Annotated in this window: 11 protein-coding genes and 1 pseudogene; 3 read left to right on the top strand and 9 right to left on the bottom strand. The window is 63.8% G+C overall.

The window, feature by feature from the left end; genetic code table 11:
• Positions 1 to 107 precede the first annotated feature (107 nt).
• Genes JDV76_RS04325 through rho form a run of 6 tightly spaced genes read right to left on the bottom strand, consistent with a single transcriptional unit; the run spans position 108 to position 6,431 of the window.
• Positions 108 to 539 carry a hypothetical protein gene (locus JDV76_RS04325; RefSeq protein WP_198735643.1) on the bottom strand — a complete coding sequence of 144 codons (432 nt, stop codon included), beginning with the start codon at positions 537 to 539 and terminating at the stop codon, positions 108 to 110.
• A gap of 34 nt (positions 540 to 573) precedes the next feature.
• Positions 574 to 1,725 (bottom strand): glycosyltransferase family 4 protein, encoded by a 1,152-nt coding sequence (locus JDV76_RS04320; RefSeq protein ID WP_198735642.1) that lies wholly within the window; start codon positions 1,723 to 1,725, stop codon positions 574 to 576.
• A gap of 1 nt (position 1,726) precedes the next feature.
• A complete protein-coding gene (locus JDV76_RS04315) occupies positions 1,727 to 2,377 on the bottom strand; it encodes an L-threonylcarbamoyladenylate synthase (RefSeq protein WP_198735641.1) in 651 nt (216 codons plus the stop codon).
• Positions 2,378 to 2,411: 34 nt separating this feature from the next.
• Entirely contained in the window at positions 2,412 to 3,266 is an 855-nt protein-coding gene (prmC, locus tag JDV76_RS04310) for a peptide chain release factor N(5)-glutamine methyltransferase (RefSeq protein ID WP_198735640.1), read from the bottom strand.
• An 11-nt stretch (positions 3,267 to 3,277) separates the two neighbouring features.
• Complete coding sequence (gene prfA, locus JDV76_RS04305) at positions 3,278 to 4,351, bottom strand: peptide chain release factor 1 (protein WP_198735639.1); 1,074 nt, start codon at positions 4,349 to 4,351, stop codon at positions 3,278 to 3,280.
• 1 nt (position 4,352) lies between these two features.
• Positions 4,353 to 6,431, bottom strand: a complete 2,079-nt coding sequence (gene rho / locus JDV76_RS04300) for a transcription termination factor Rho (protein ID WP_198735638.1) — start codon at positions 6,429 to 6,431, stop codon at positions 4,353 to 4,355.
• A 529-nt stretch (positions 6,432 to 6,960) separates the two neighbouring features.
• On the opposite strand from rho, the gene JDV76_RS04295 reads away from it, so the two are divergent.
• The 3 genes and pseudogenes from JDV76_RS04295 to JDV76_RS04285 all read left to right on the top strand — a co-directional run bounded on the left by JDV76_RS04295 (position 6,961) and on the right by JDV76_RS04285 (position 10,480).
• Positions 6,961 to 8,676 (top strand): long-chain fatty-acid--CoA ligase, encoded by a 1,716-nt coding sequence (locus JDV76_RS04295; protein ID WP_198735637.1) that lies wholly within the window; start codon positions 6,961 to 6,963, stop codon positions 8,674 to 8,676.
• Between the two features lie 132 nt (positions 8,677 to 8,808).
• Complete coding sequence (locus tag JDV76_RS04290; RefSeq protein WP_198735636.1) at positions 8,809 to 9,102, top strand: DUF2249 domain-containing protein; 294 nt, start codon at positions 8,809 to 8,811, stop codon at positions 9,100 to 9,102.
• 251 nt (positions 9,103 to 9,353) lie between these two features.
• Positions 9,354 to 10,480, top strand: a pseudogene (locus JDV76_RS04285) (ABC transporter ATP-binding protein).
• A gap of 91 nt (positions 10,481 to 10,571) precedes the next feature.
• Here the strand turns inward: JDV76_RS04285 and thrB are convergent.
• From thrB to JDV76_RS04270, 3 genes are read right to left on the bottom strand one after another with little or no spacing between them, the layout of a single operon-like run.
• Positions 10,572 to 11,495 carry a homoserine kinase gene (thrB, locus tag JDV76_RS04280; protein ID WP_198735635.1) on the bottom strand — a complete coding sequence of 308 codons (924 nt, stop codon included), beginning with the start codon at positions 11,493 to 11,495 and terminating at the stop codon, positions 10,572 to 10,574.
• A 5-nt stretch (positions 11,496 to 11,500) separates the two neighbouring features.
• Positions 11,501 to 12,583: a threonine synthase gene (gene thrC, locus JDV76_RS04275; RefSeq protein WP_198735634.1), complete on the bottom strand. Its 1,083-nt coding sequence runs from the start codon at positions 12,581 to 12,583 to the stop codon at positions 11,501 to 11,503.
• Positions 12,584 to 12,587: 4 nt separating this feature from the next.
• On the bottom strand, positions 12,588 to 13,925 hold the full coding sequence (locus JDV76_RS04270) for a homoserine dehydrogenase (protein ID WP_198735633.1): 1,338 nt from the start codon (positions 13,923 to 13,925) through the stop codon (positions 12,588 to 12,590).
• Positions 13,926 to 14,144: the final 219 nt, after the last annotated feature.

Genomic DNA, 14,144 nt, shown 5'->3' with positions numbered 1-14,144 from the left:
CTACGAACTATCCGATGTGACTTCCCAAGCATCGACTGTCCCCCTCCGGAACGCGGCTAACCAGCCGGAATCATGACCCGCTCCACCGGCGCCTGGTGTTCCCGATGTCAGGACACGTATGTCGTCCGGCTCCGGACGATCCCCCAGGTCTCCGACCCGATGACGGCGACCATCGCGACGACCACCGCAGCAAACAGTGCTCTCCTGGAGTAGAAGTCCAAATCCCTGAGGACGAACAACACCACCAGGAGAACCACGAGCTTCACCAGCCAGCTACCGAGGACGACAGCCGCTGTCGTCGATGGCGAGTGCCCACTCGTGACCAGGACACTGAGCACGGTAACGAGAAGGAAACCACCCCCGACCGCGGATCCGGTGAGAACACCCCATAGGCCGGGCATTCCGTCAACAGCCGACCACAGAGCGCCCAGAAGGAGGGTGGTCACCGCTAGTGATACCGCCCCCAGACGCGCCGCATGGATCAGCGGAACGCGTTGGTTGTCATACTGCGATTCGGGAGTCTGATTCGTTTCACTCACGGGTGGGATACTACGTGACCGGAGCTGACGATCCCTACGTGGCTTCCCGATCCCGATGCCGCTTGTCCAACACAGGCGCTATGGTCGCGATGAATGCGAGGGAGATCGCCAGAAAGAAGCCGAACAGCGCCTCACTGACAGGTAACACCGTGAATGCGACCGCACCGAACGCCACCGTGAAAGTCCACAGGTAGATGGCCGTAGCGACCTGCTTGGGGCTGTGCCCGTGCCGCATGAGCTGGTGGTGCATGTGATTCTTGTCCGGCACCGCCATCGATTGTCCGGTTAGCAGGCGCCGGACAACGGTGAGGCAGAGTTCCGCGAGAGGCACCCCCACGCAACCGGCCGCAACAATGACCGGTGCCATGACCGCGAACACGTCGGCGACCCCGTACAACGAGAGATTGATTTTCCCGGAGGCGGAGGTCGATGCGGCGGCCAGCAGCAGTCCGATCAGCATACTTCCGGTATCCCCCATGAAGATCCGGGCTGGGGCGAAGTTGTGCGGAAGGAACCCCAGGCACATGCCGACGAGGCCCGCACCGATAATCGCCGGTGGATAAGCAGATACGGCGCCACCCTGATCGTGCAGGATTGTCAGAGCGAAAGTAAGGATCGCGCCACCGGTGATCAACCCCACACCCGCCGCCAGACCATCGCTGCCGTCGACGAAGTTGAGGGCGTTGATCAACGACACCGTGACGAAAGCGGTCAGTACCGTCGACAGCATCTGATCGAGCACAACTGTGGTCCCACCACCGAACGGTAGATAGATCAGGGTCCAGGTGAGTCCCATCAGGCTCATCACCACGGCGCCTAACGTCTGTCCGATGAGCTTCGTCAGCGCATCAAGTTCGAGGAAGTCATCGAGGATCCCGACCGCTACGATGACGAATCCGGCACAGACCACAGCCCCCATCTCCGGAGTGATCGGCTGAAAACCTCGGTTGAGCGCCGGCAGCTGCTGGGCAACGAACACCGCAGCGAGGAATCCGGAGAACATCGCGATCCCACCCATCTGCGGGGTCGGGTGCTTGTGGACGTCACGCTCCCGGACCGGGTCAACCTTGCCCGCGCGGACGAGGACACGTCTGATGATCCCGGTCGTCAGATAGGTGACGGCACAGGCGACCAGGAGAACCAACCCGAGCTCGCGCAGCGGGACCCCGGCTCCTCCGGCCCCCATATCAGACCAACGTCTCCGGTGCGACACCCAGGGCGTTCGCTATGCGGCCGGTGGGAACCGCTCCCTCGCGAAGCAGTCGGGGCCGGTTACCGGAGAGGTCGACGATACTTGAGGGCTTCGCGGTGGGACAGGTCCCGCCGTCGAGATAGACCGACACCGTGGTACCGAGCTGCTGCCGGGCTTCCTCAGCTGTCGTCGCCGGAGGTTGACCAGAGATGTTCGCGCTGGAGACCGCCATCGGTCCGGTTTCCCGGAGGAGCTCAATGGCAACCGGATGCAGCGGCATCCGCAGCATAACGGTCCCCCTGGTGTCCCCCAAGTTCCACGGCAGACTCGGGGCCTGCGTGACGACGATCGAGAGTCCACCCGGCCAGAACGCCTCAATCAATGTGCGGGCGGCGGGCTGGTTGTCACGAACGAGACCATGGACGGTGTCCCAGCTCCCGACCAGGACCGGCACTGGCATGTCCGGACCGCGGTGCTTCGCCCGCAGGAGATCCGCGACGGCCCGGTTGTCGAACGCATCACAACCGATCCCGTAAAGGGTGTCTGTCGGCAGGACGACGAGCCCCCCGCCCTTGACCGCGCTCACGGCCGCGGACATGCCGCTGATGCGGTCCTGGGGGTTCACGCAGTTGTAGATCCGGCTCACTGGTCTGCATCTCTCTTTCCGGGTGGAACCTCGTTCAGCTCTGCCCGAGTCTACTCGCCGTGGTGAAGCGCTCCCGACCTGTGAGGTCCGTCCGGGTGCAGATGTCCGTGAAACCGCCGTGTCGGGTGAATGCGTCTCTGACGGCGTTGCCGGTCGAGTCGTCGTGTTCGATCCCGCACCATCCTCCCGGTTTCAGGAGTTCGTGGACGGTGCGGAGCATCGGGATGATCACCGACATCCCGTCCTCGCCGCCGAACACCGCATGGTGGGGATCGTGTCGGACCTCGGGTTGGATGTCGTTCGCACCGGTCTCCGGTACATAGGGTGGGTTCGAGAGCACCAGGTCCACCCGGCCGTGGAAGTCCGGCAGTATGTCCTGCCGGGTAGCATCCGCCTCGACGAGCCGGATGTCCGGAGCGTGGGCGGCGATGTTCCGCTCGGCCCACCGGGTGGCGCACGGATCGATCTCGACGGCGATCACCTCGGCGCCGGTTCGAGCGCTCGCGATCGCGATCGCGAGCGTGCCGGAGCCGGTGCAGAGATCGACGACGACTGGGGCTGTGAGGTCGGTGAGGGCACCCAACCCCCAGGCAGCGAGCAGCTCTGTTTCGGGACGCGGGATGAACACGCCGGGCCCGACCTCCAGATCGAGGGCACCGACCGGGGCCGTACCGGTGATGTACTGGAGCGGCTCCCGACTGGCGCGTCGAGCCACGAGTTCGTCGAAGCCTTCCGGAGTCTCGTCATCACCATGGAGGAAGAGATCCATGCGGCCGCATCCCAGCAGGTGCGCCGCAATGAGTTGGGCGTCGACGAATGGTGTGTCAACCCCTGCGGCAGCAAGAACCGCCGCAGCGTCGCGTACTGCGGCGGTCACCGTGTTTCGCACTCGGACGATCCCTATTCGGCTTCTAGGCGGGCGTTGCGTTCCGCGGTCTGGAGCGCCGTGAACAGGTCCTCAAGACCACCATTCAGGACGGAGTCAAGGTTGTTGGACTTGTATCCGATCCGGTGGTCGCTGATCCGGTTCTCCGGCCAGTTGTAGGTGCGGATCCGTTCCGAGCGGTCCATGGTGCGGATCTGCGCAGCGCGCCCCTCCGCGGCCTCCGCGTCCGCAGCCTCCTCGATCTGCTGCTGCAGTCGGGCGGCGAGGACCTGCATCGCTCGGGCCTTGTTCTGGATCTGGGATCGTTCCTTCTGACACGTCACCACGATGCCGGTGGGCAGGTGGGTGATGCGGACGGCGGAGTCGGTGGTGTTGACGCCCTGTCCACCTTTGCCAGAGGAGCGGTAGACATCCACGCGGAGATCTTTGTCGTCGATCTCGACGGCTTCGATCTCGTCGGGCTCGGGGTACACGAGGACACCCGCCGCGGAGGTCTGTATCCGGCCCTGGGACTCGGTGACGGGGACACGTTGGACCCGGTGTACACCGCCCTCGAACTTGAACACACTCCACGCGCCATCCGCAGAAGGCTGTTTCGATTTGATAGACAAGGTCATGTCCTTGACTCCGCCGAGGTCTGATTCGCTGAGACCGAGTACCTCGGTGACGAATCCGTGTTTCTCGGCGTAGCGCTGGTACATCCTGGCGAGCTCACCGGCGAAGAGCGCGGCTTCTTCACCACCGGCACCGGATTTGATCTCCATGACGATGTCATCGGCGTCATGGGGGTCCCGCGGCGCGAGAAGGTCCGCGAGTTTCTCCTCGAGTTCGACCTGCCGTTCGGCGAGACGATCCGCCTCCGCGGCGAACTCGGCGTCCTCGTGCGCCATCTCACGCGCGGCTTCCAGATCACCCTTGACGGCGGACAGTTCATCGTGCACACGGATGATGGGCTGGAGCTGCGAGTAACGCTTACCGACCCTGCGGGCAGCCACCGGATCATTGTGAAGATCGGGATCAGCGAGTTGCGCCTCGAGTCCCTGATACTCGGACAGGATGTCGTCGACGGCGGAAACCTGATTCGACATCTTAGGAGTACTCCTCCTCGCCGTCGGACGCCATCGGCGCCGACGAGGCGATCTGCATCATGAACTCCGCATTGGACTTCGTCTTCTTCAGCTGTTTGATCAGCAGGTCGATCGCCTGCTGGTTGTCCAGGGCGGACAGGATCCGACGCAGCTTGTGCATCAATCGTGCTTCCTCGGGAGCGAGGAGCAGCTCGTCCTTACGAGTGCCGGACGGGTTGACATCGACGGCCGGGAATACGCGACGCTCGGAGATCTTCCGGTCGAGCTTGAGCTCGGCGTTACCCGTGCCCTTGAATTCCTCGAAGATGACTGTGTCACCGGCGGAGCCGGTCTCAACCATCGCGGTCGCGATGATGGTCAGCGAACCACCCTGCTCGATGTTCCGGGCGGCACCGAGGAAACGCTTCGGCGGGTAGAGCGCGTTGGAGTCCACACCACCGGAGAGGATGCGTCCCGACGCCGGGGAGCTGTTGTTGTAGGCGCGACCCAGGCGGGTGATCGAGTCCAGCAGGACGACGACGTCCTTGCCCTCCTCCACGAGACGCTTCGCCCGCTCGATCGCCAGTTCGGCGACGGCGGTGTGTTCGCTCGGGGGACGGTCGAAGGTGGAGGCGATAACCTCACCCTTCACCGAACGCTGCATGTCGGTGACCTCTTCGGGACGTTCATCGACGAGGACGATCATGCAGTGGCATTCCGGGTTGTTGGTCGCGATCGCGTTGGCGATGTTCTGCATGATCGTCGTCTTACCGGCCTTCGGTGGGGAGACGATCAGTGCACGCTGCCCCTTACCAATCGGCATGATCAGATCGATCAGACGTGTGGTCAGGATCTTGGAATCGGTCTCCAGACGCAGGCGCTGGTTCGGGTACAGCGGGGTGAGCTTGTAGAAGTCCGGACGCTTCCGTGCCTCCTCGGGGCTCATCTGATTCACGGTGTCGACCCGGACCAGCGAGTTGTACTTCTGCCGGTTGCGGCCACCGCCGCTGTGCTGGTTGGCGGGCTGGCCGTCGGCACGCATCTTCACCTGACCGGTGATGGCATCACCCGGACGCAGGCCGAACCTCCGCACCATCTGCTGCGGGACGAAGACATCCGCCGGTCCCGCGTGGTAGCCGGTGGTGCGAACGAAGGCGAGGTTGTTGTCGATGATGTCGAGGATCCCGCCGACGGGTGAAAACACGTCGTCATCCCGCGAATCATCAGTGCCGTGACTGTTTCCGTGATTGTCGTTGTTACCGCGGTTGCGGTCCCGGCGGTTGCGGCGGTTGCGGCGGTTGCCCCGCCCACCTCCATCATTGTCGTCGCGGTTGCGGTCACGGCGGCTGTTACTTCCGCCGTGACTGTCGGAGTCCCGGTCGTCGTTGTTGGTGCCGCGGTTGCGGTCTCGACGGTTGTTGTTGCGGCCATTGCCGGTGTCGGAGTCCCGGTCGTCGTTGTTGGTGCGGCGATTGTTATTGCGGCCGTTGCCGTTACCGGCGTTCTGGTCGTCCCGATTGTCGTCGCGGCGATTCGCATTGTCGTCGTCGTTCTGCGCTCCGCTATCGTTGTTATCCCGACCGACCTTCCGCTGCTGGCGTGCCCGGTTACGACGCGCGCGGCGAGCCGCGGCGCGGGACTCGTAGTGCCCGTCATCGTCACCACCGTCATCATCGCTGTCGCCAGATTGGTCTTCTCCACCGTTATTCCGGCTGCGCCTCCGGTCATCATCGCGATCGTCATCCTGGGAACGGTTCCGTCCGTCCTGGTTCTGTTCACCGGAATCCGGGGAAGTCGCCCCGTCTTGTCCTGATCCCTGCGCGGAATCCGCTGGTGTGATCGTCGGGGTCGTCACCCGACGGCGACGGCGGGGACCTCCGGACATCTCCGTGTCCAGTTCCCCCTGATCGTCTGCGGCAGGTGCAGACGCGGGCTCCTGGTGCTGACCACCGCCTTGTCCGCCCGCGCCACGGATGGCCTCGATGAGGTCCCCCTTGCGTTTGCCGGAGATACCCCGGATACCGAGTTTCTGCGCCATCTGGCGCAACTCGGGGAGCTTGTACGAGGCAAGATCCTTGTTGGCGTTGTCCGTATCGGTCACGAAAGTCCTTTCAATCGCTGTACCGGCGCAGCTGGCGTCACACGCCACTGGGCAGAGGTTGCCGCCGGCAGCTTTTCACGGAAAATATCAGTCCTCACAGAACCGGCGACCTTAGGAACACCGGGAAACGGGTGCCCGCAGATACACCGGGAACGGATGAAGCTCTGCTTCGGACTTGTCTGGGTGCTTCGTTCGGGATTGCCCGGCAGAACTGCCGCCGGTACCCGTCATGGAAGCTGTGTTACCGAGTCCGGATGGAATTCTCCGGGCCCTCGGGTGTGCGGCCCTGGGAGCGAGTGCGAGAAATCATCTCGGCCTCAGCCGACGATTCTACTCTGCACCTCGCCCCTGGCGGTCACACCGCTTTAACCTGTCGGTTCAATCCACCACTCTAGCGCATCAGGCACAGTTACGCCCACACCGACCTACGATGGCCCGAACTCCCGAACACATGGTGGCGGGTGTGCCCTCCCATCTGGCCGTGCGGTCCTACGCCCATCATACGGAGCACACGGTTAAGGTGGTGACCATGCTGAGCACCATGCACGACATCCCGATGTCGCTGACCAGGATACTGCGGTACGGTTCGACCGTTCACGGTTCCTCGACGGTCACGAGCTGGGACAACGGCGAACCCACCGCACTGACATTCAGTGACATAGGCGCCCGCGTCGCTGCCCTCGCCAACGCACTCAGGGACGAACTCGGCATCGACGGCGACCAGCGCATCGGTTCATTCATGTACAACTGCGCCGAGCATCTCGAGACGCTGTTCGCGGTCAGTTGCATGGGAGCCGTTTTCAATCCCCTAAACAAGCAGCTCATGGAGGATCAGGTCGCGCACATCATCAACCACGCCGATGATCGGGTGATCATCTCGGATCCGCGACTCATTCCGAAGCTCGGGCGGATCCTGACGCACTGCCCCAGAGTGCGGGACGTGATCATCACGGGCCTACCGGACCTCGATTCAATAGCCCCACACCTGCCGGAGCACATCCGGCTTCACTCGTATGAGTCTCTCATCGACGGCCGCTCAACGATCTTCGACTGGCCCGTCCTCGATGAGCACACCGCGGCAGCTATCTGCTACTCCACCGGAACCACCGGAGCACCGAAGGGCGTGGTCTACTCGCACCGGTCCATCTACCTTCACTCCATGAGCCTCCGAACGACGGACAGCTTCGCCGTCAGCCACGGGGTCCCCTTCCTCTGCTGCGTGCCGATCTACCACGTATTGTCCTGGGGTGTTCCGATCTCGGCGTTCATGTCCGGGGCACCGATGATCCTCCCCGGCCCCGATCTCTCAGCGCCGACCCTCGCGAAGATCATCGCAACCACCCATCCTCGTGCGGCCTCCGGCGTACCCACTCTCTGGATCTCTCTGATGGTGCACTACCTCTCCAATCCGCCGGACCGGATGAGCCTCCAGGAGATCTTCGCGGGTGGTTCCCCCGTTCCACCGGTGCTCATCAAGATGTGGGAGGAACGCTACGGTGTCGATGTCATCCACATCTGGGGAATGACAGAGACCTCCCCGATTGGGACGGTCGCCCGCCCCCCGATGGGAGCATCCGGGCAGACCCGCTGGACCTACCGAATCAGTCAGGGCCGTTTCCCGGCCTCCATCGAGTACCGTGTGGTCAAGGACGGCCATGAGGTGACTGGTACCGACCGCCACCAGGGCGAGATTCAGGTTCGCGGCAACTGGGTTACTGCCTCGTACTACCACTCCCCGGAAGAGGACAAGGGCGGTCTCGCACAGAGTTTCCGGGGCGGGGACGTCGGTGACGCCGCGGACAAATTCACCGACGACGGGTGGTTGCGCACCGGGGACGTCGGGTCGATCACCCGTGACGGCTTCCTCACCGTCGAGGACCGTGCCCGCGACGTCATCCGCTCCGGCGGCGAGTGGATCTACTCCGTCCAGCTGGAGAACATGGTCATGGAGGCCGAAGAGGTCGTCGAGGCCGCGGTCATCGGTTACCCGGACGATAAGTGGGGGGAACGACCCCTCGCCGTCACCGTTCTGTATCAGGGCGTCACCCCGGACCGGGCCACTGCCGAACATCTCAGGGACAACCTGCGGGAGAAGCTCCCTGCCTGGATGCTCCCCGAGTACTGGACCTTCGTCGAACAGATCGACCGCACCAGTGTGGACAAGTTCGACAAGAAGGACCTGCGTAAACACCTTGCGGACGGTGATTTCGAGGTCATCCGCCTCAAGGGCCCCGGCGAGCGTTGATGATAAGGTAGCTACCCTCGTTCTCCCGGCGGGATCCCCACAGCAGCTCGCCTGTCGACCACCGGTGACAATCGGAGGATCCGGGATTAACATCGTGGAATAACATCTGCAGCTCCATCGAAAGGACCCCCGATGAATCTCCGGGAAGAACTGCCCCTCACCGAGAAAACGGGCACCTGTGGCTGTGGTGAACACGAGGTTCCGGTACCGGAACTGGATGCGGCAGCTATTCCACACGCCATCCGGCATGGTGCAATCCATGGGGCGCTGGGGGTCCTCCCCATCGGAGGGGCGCTCATCCTCGTCGCCCCACACAATCCGATCCCCCTGATCAACGAGATCGCCGCCCGCGAGGAATCCTTCGACATGAAGTTTGTCCAGCAGGGCCCGGAAGAGTGGCGAATTAAGTTCACCAGGATGGCCTGACCCGGAGATCCCACCGGATGGGTTTCCCCGATCCTCCTCAACCGGACTACGGCACTGTGGCATCATGAAGTGATCTGCATACAACCGTGCAGTCGGTGTCATCCCCGGTCACGATATCCGTGCACAGTGCACGATTCCGGCGCGCCGCCACCCCGCGACGCCCGGTCTCAGCCCATGGCCCGATGCGGCGGCGGAGACGGTACTCCACTCGGATCGTCCGGCACGTACCTGCCGGTGGAGGGATTTCAATCATGGCTACAGTGACCTTCGACAAGGCCAGTCGAATCTACCCGGGGCCGATCATCCGGCCGTCGATGAACTTGATCTGCACATCAAGGACGGCGAGTCCCTCGTTCTCGTCGGGCCGTCAGGCTGCGGTAAATCCACCTCGCTCCGGATGCTCGCAGGCCTGGAGGACGTCAACTCGGGCCGCCTCCTCATCGGCGACCGCGATGTCACTTCAGTGCTGCCGAAGGACCGGGACATCGCGATGGTCTTCCAGAACTACGCGCTCTACCCGCACATGACCGTTCGAGAGAACATGGGGTTCGCCCTCAAGATCTCCAAGACCCCGAAGGACGAGATTGCCCGTCGCGTGAACGAAGCCGCGGGGATCCTCGGGTTCGAGCCCTTCCTGGACCGGAAGCCCAAGGCGCTCTCCGGCGGCCAGCGTCAGCGGGTGGCCATGGGCCGCGCCATCGTCCGTAAACCCCAGGTGTTCCTCATGGACGAGCCTCTGTCCAACCTCGACGCGAAGCTTCGTGTGCAGACCCGTACCCAGATCGCCTCTTTGCCGCGCAATCTAGGCGTCACCACCGTGTACGTGACACACGATCAGACGGAGGCCCTCACCATGGGCGACCGAATCGCCGTTCTCAAGGACGGGGTACTCCAGCAGTGCGGCACGCCGCAGGACATGTACGATCGGCCGGTTAACAGATTCGTCGCCGGATTCATCGGATCACCCGCGATGAACCTCGGGACGTTCCACGTCAACGGCGACGAAGCCCGACTCGGTTCCGCTGCGGTGCGGCTACCAAGGGACACGGTTGCCGCTCTCACCAAGGCTGACGGCGGGCGCATCACGATCGGTTTCCGCCCTGAGAGCCTCGAGGTCGTCAGCGAACAGGTGGGCACAACTATTCCGGTGGTCGTCGATCTCGTCGAGGAGCTCGGTTCCGACGCCTACATCTACGGTCACCTCGCGGGTGCCACGGATGCGGCGATCGGATCTGGCCCGGACGAATCCGCCGATTCGCCCATCATCGTGAGGGTTCCCCCACGGACCGCACCGACGCGCGGCGAGACGATCCACATCCGGATCCGAGAGAACCAGCAGCACTGCTTCAGCGCGGCCACCGGCGAGCGGATCGCCTGACGTCCTTTCGATCCCCAGTCGCTGAACGAAGCGGGGTGGGTGGGAGATTCCTCTCCCCTCCCACCCCGACTTTCAGGTCCGCCGGTCCGGATCAGTCAACGGTGACCTCGACAGGTCCGGCGACCTCAAGCTCGTGCACCACGAGTCCGTCTGCCCGCGCCTGGTCCAGGATCATCGGATCCACGGGTTCCGTGGACAACACCATGACGGTGGGCCCCGCTCCAGAAAGATAGGCGGCCCAGCCCCGATTCCGGAGTCGGTTGACCCACTCCGCAGTAACGGGGAGGACATCCGCACGGTAGGGCTGGTGCAGCCGATCCCGGGTGCCCTCCCAGAGCAGTTCGGGATGATGCTGGATAGCGACGGTCATCACCGCACACCGGGAGACATTGAAGCGTGCATCCATGTGGGTCACGTCGCTGGGGAGCACCTGGCGGACGGCCTGCGTCGAGGCACGGAAATCAGGGACCAGGGCGGTGGCCCGGATCCGCTTGTCCGCGGGAATCTGGACGGCACGATACTGGGGTTTCGTCGTTCCGTCGACGGGCACTTCCGTCCAACCGACGATCGCACTGCCGAGAACACTCGCAGCAGCATTGTCGGGATGCCCCTCGAAATCGCTGGCCAACTGTACGAGAGTCGCATCATCGAGCACAAAGCCCGCGAGCCCATTCGCCGCGGCGACACCAGCGACAGCGGCCGACGCTGAGGAACCGAGCCCGCGGGACTGCGGGATGGAGTTCCGACAGGTCACTTTGAGTCCGGGCGCGGTGACACCGGCGGCGTTCAGACCGGCTCGAACAGCACGCACTACGAGGTGCCGCTCATCGAGAGGGACCTCCCCCGCGCCCTGCCCCTCGACGGTAACCTCGAGACCGGACTCCGTGACCTCGACGTCGACGTGGTCGTAGAGACTCACCGCGAGCCCCAGGGTGTCGAATCCCGGTCCCAGGTTCGCGGAAGACGCGGGGACCGTGACGTGCGCGGTTTTACCGACAGGAAGTGCGGTGCTCACCAGGATCACGCCTTCAGACCGAGCGCCTCGACCACGGCGGCGGGATCGACGTCAATCGGGGTCGGTTCCGGCATCTGCAGCAGCGCCGTCGTCGGATCTTTGAGGCCATTGCCGGTGACGGTGCAGACGACGGTCTGACCCGGTTCGAGCCAGCCTTCTTCATGCGCCGCAAGAACACCGGCAACGGATGAGGCTGAGGCGGGTTCGACGAAGACGCCTTCTTTTCCGGCGATGAGGCGGTAGGCCTCGAGGATCTTCTCGTCGGTGGCGGCGCGGAACACTCCCTCGGACTCATCACGGGCAGCGACGGCCGAGTGCCAGGACGCCGGGTTCCCGATCCGGATGGCGGTGGCGATGGTCTCCGGGTTCGTGACGGGTTCGCCGTTGACCAGCGGTGCGGCACCGGCTGCCTGCACCCCGAGCATCCGGGGGCGGCGGGTGGTCACACCGTCGTTGAAGTACTCCGTGTACCCCTTCCAGTAGGCGGTGATGTTACCGGCGTTGCCGACGGGCAAAGCGTGGATGTGCGGTGCGTCGCCGAGAACGTCGGCGATCTCGAAGGCGGCGGTCTTCTGCCCCTCAATGCGCATGGGGTTCACGGAGTTGACGAGGGCGATCTCCGGGTACTCGGTCGTGGTCTTCTGGACGAGTTCGAGGCAGTCATCGAAGTTACCGCGCACCTGGATGATCTCTGCACCGTGCATGACTGCCTGGGCGAGCTTGCCCTGGGCGATCTTGCCCTCGGGGATGAGGACGGAGCACGTGATGCCTGCGCGGGTGGCATAGGCGGCCGCCGATGCGGAGGTGTTGCCGGTGGAGGCACACATGAGCACCTTTTTGCCGTTGGCGACGGCATCGGTCACTGCGACGGTCATGCCGCGATCCTTGAAGGAGCCGGTGGGGTTGAGGCCCTCGACCTTGAGATAGACATCACAGCCCGTGATCTCGGAGATGTGGTGGGCTTTCAGCAGCGGGGTGCCACCCTCTTGAAGGGTGACGGCATTCCACCCCGGGGCCACCGGCATCCGGTCGCGGTACGCCTCGATCAGTCCGGGCCAGCCGCGGTGGACGGGGTTGTGGGAGCTCATTGGATCATTCACCTTCCAGTCTAAGGACACTGTTGACGGTTTTGACTGCGTCGAGCTTCTTGAGCGTCTCGACTGTTTCGGACAGGTCTGCTTCACGCGCAGAGTGCGTCATGACGACGAGCCTCGCGGCGTCGCCGCTCTCCTCCTGGCGGACCGTACGAAGAGAGATACCCGCGTCGGAAAAGACCCGGGAGACGTCGGCCAGGACACCGACGCGATCCTCGACCTCCATGTCGACGTGGTATCGGGTGATCACCTCGCCGAACTGCGCGACAGGGAGGTTCGCATAGGTGGACTCCCCCGGTGCCCGACCGCCGTGGACCTTGTTCCGGGCGGCACCAACGAGGTCACCGAGCACCGCGGAGGCAGTCGGGGATCCACCTGCACCGTTGCCGTAGAACATGAGGCGCCCGGCCGCCTCCGCCTCAACGAACACGGCATTGAAGCTCTTGGTCACGCTGGCCAGCGGATGATCCCGCGGGACGAGCGTCGGATGGACCCGGGCCGAGACCTTCGTGACACCGTCATCACCGGTTATGCGCTCGCAGATGGCCAATAGCTTGATCGTATACCCAGCGGAACGGGCGGCCTCGATGTCGCGTGCGGTGATGGATGAGATACCCTCGCAGTGGACATCTTCGTAGGTCACACGCGTGTGGAACGCCAGGGACGCAAGGATGGCGGCCTTGGACGCGGCGTCGTGCCCCTCGACGTCTGCGGTGGGATCGGCTTCGGCGTAGCCGAGACGGGTGGCCTCCGCGAGCATGTCGTCGTAGGAGGCTCCAGTCGCCTCCATAGCATCGAGGATAAAGTTAGTGGTTCCGTTGACGATTCCCGCGACAGACTCCACACGGTCACCGGCGAGCGAACGCCGGAGTGGTCCGACGACGGGGATCGCTGCGGCCACAGCAGCTTCGAAATAGAGGTCCACACCAGCTTCGTCCGCCGCCTCGGATAGTTCGGCGGAGTGTGCGGCGACGAGAGCCTTGTTTGCGGTGACAACGGACTTCCCCGCCTTGAGCGCCGCGAGAACGAGCTCCCGGGGGTACTCAATACCACCGATCACCTCGACGACGATGTCTACGTCGTCACGCCGGATCAGGCCCATCGCGTCCGTGGTGAGGAGGTCCTCATCCACGAAGTCACGGTGATTGGCGAGATCGCCCACCGCAACACCCTTGATCTCGAGCGGGCCACCGGCCCGGTGGGTGAATTCGTCCGAGTTTTCCCGGAGGAGTCGGAATACCTCGCTACCGACGGTTCCGTGGCCGAGGAGAGCCACGCCCACCGGGCTGCCCTCCCCCTTGCCGGGGTTGTAGGTTGGCTGGTCATTGACGGTCATGGTGCTCCATGTGGGTTCTCGTGAATGTGCTCTGCCGGCACTCTACCGGCGCACTGTGATCGGCCCGCCAGGGGAGAGAACGCTCCCGTAAAGATGCCGGGAGGCATCTAGGCGTACCAAGCCATCATAGACAGACTGTTCCGGACGCTTCACCGGCGGACCTCCGATCCACCCACTCCCCCATTTCGAGTGCATCGAAATGTAATACTTATGACAAAC

Origin of the sequence: Corynebacterium marambiense, assembly GCF_016342275.1 — a bacterium.
Lineage (GTDB): Bacteria > Actinomycetota > Actinomycetes > Mycobacteriales > Mycobacteriaceae > Corynebacterium > Corynebacterium marambiense.
Note: the sequence above shows the minus strand (reverse complement) of the source record. Positions and strands in the feature narration are given on the sequence as shown.

What these genes read in the sequence shown, in the direction of transcription:
- JDV76_RS04295 (WP_198735637.1), top strand. Translation starts at nt 6,961, where the DNA reads ATGCTGAGCACCATGCACGACATCCCGATGTCGCTGACCAGGATACTG.
- JDV76_RS04290 (WP_198735636.1), top strand. Translation starts at nt 8,809, where the DNA reads ATGAATCTCCGGGAAGAACTGCCCCTCACCGAGAAAACGGGCACCTGT.
- thrC (WP_198735634.1), bottom strand. Translation starts at nt 12,583, where the DNA reads ATGAGCTCCCACAACCCCGTCCACCGCGGCTGGCCCGGACTGATCGAG.
- prfA (WP_198735639.1), bottom strand. Translation starts at nt 4,351, where the DNA reads ATGTCGAATCAGGTTTCCGCCGTCGACGACATCCTGTCCGAGTATCAG.
- JDV76_RS04270 (WP_198735633.1), bottom strand. Translation starts at nt 13,925, where the DNA reads ATGACCGTCAATGACCAGCCAACCTACAACCCCGGCAAGGGGGAGGGC.
- JDV76_RS04320 (WP_198735642.1), bottom strand. Translation starts at nt 1,725, where the DNA reads ATGGGGGCCGGAGGAGCCGGGGTCCCGCTGCGCGAGCTCGGGTTGGTT.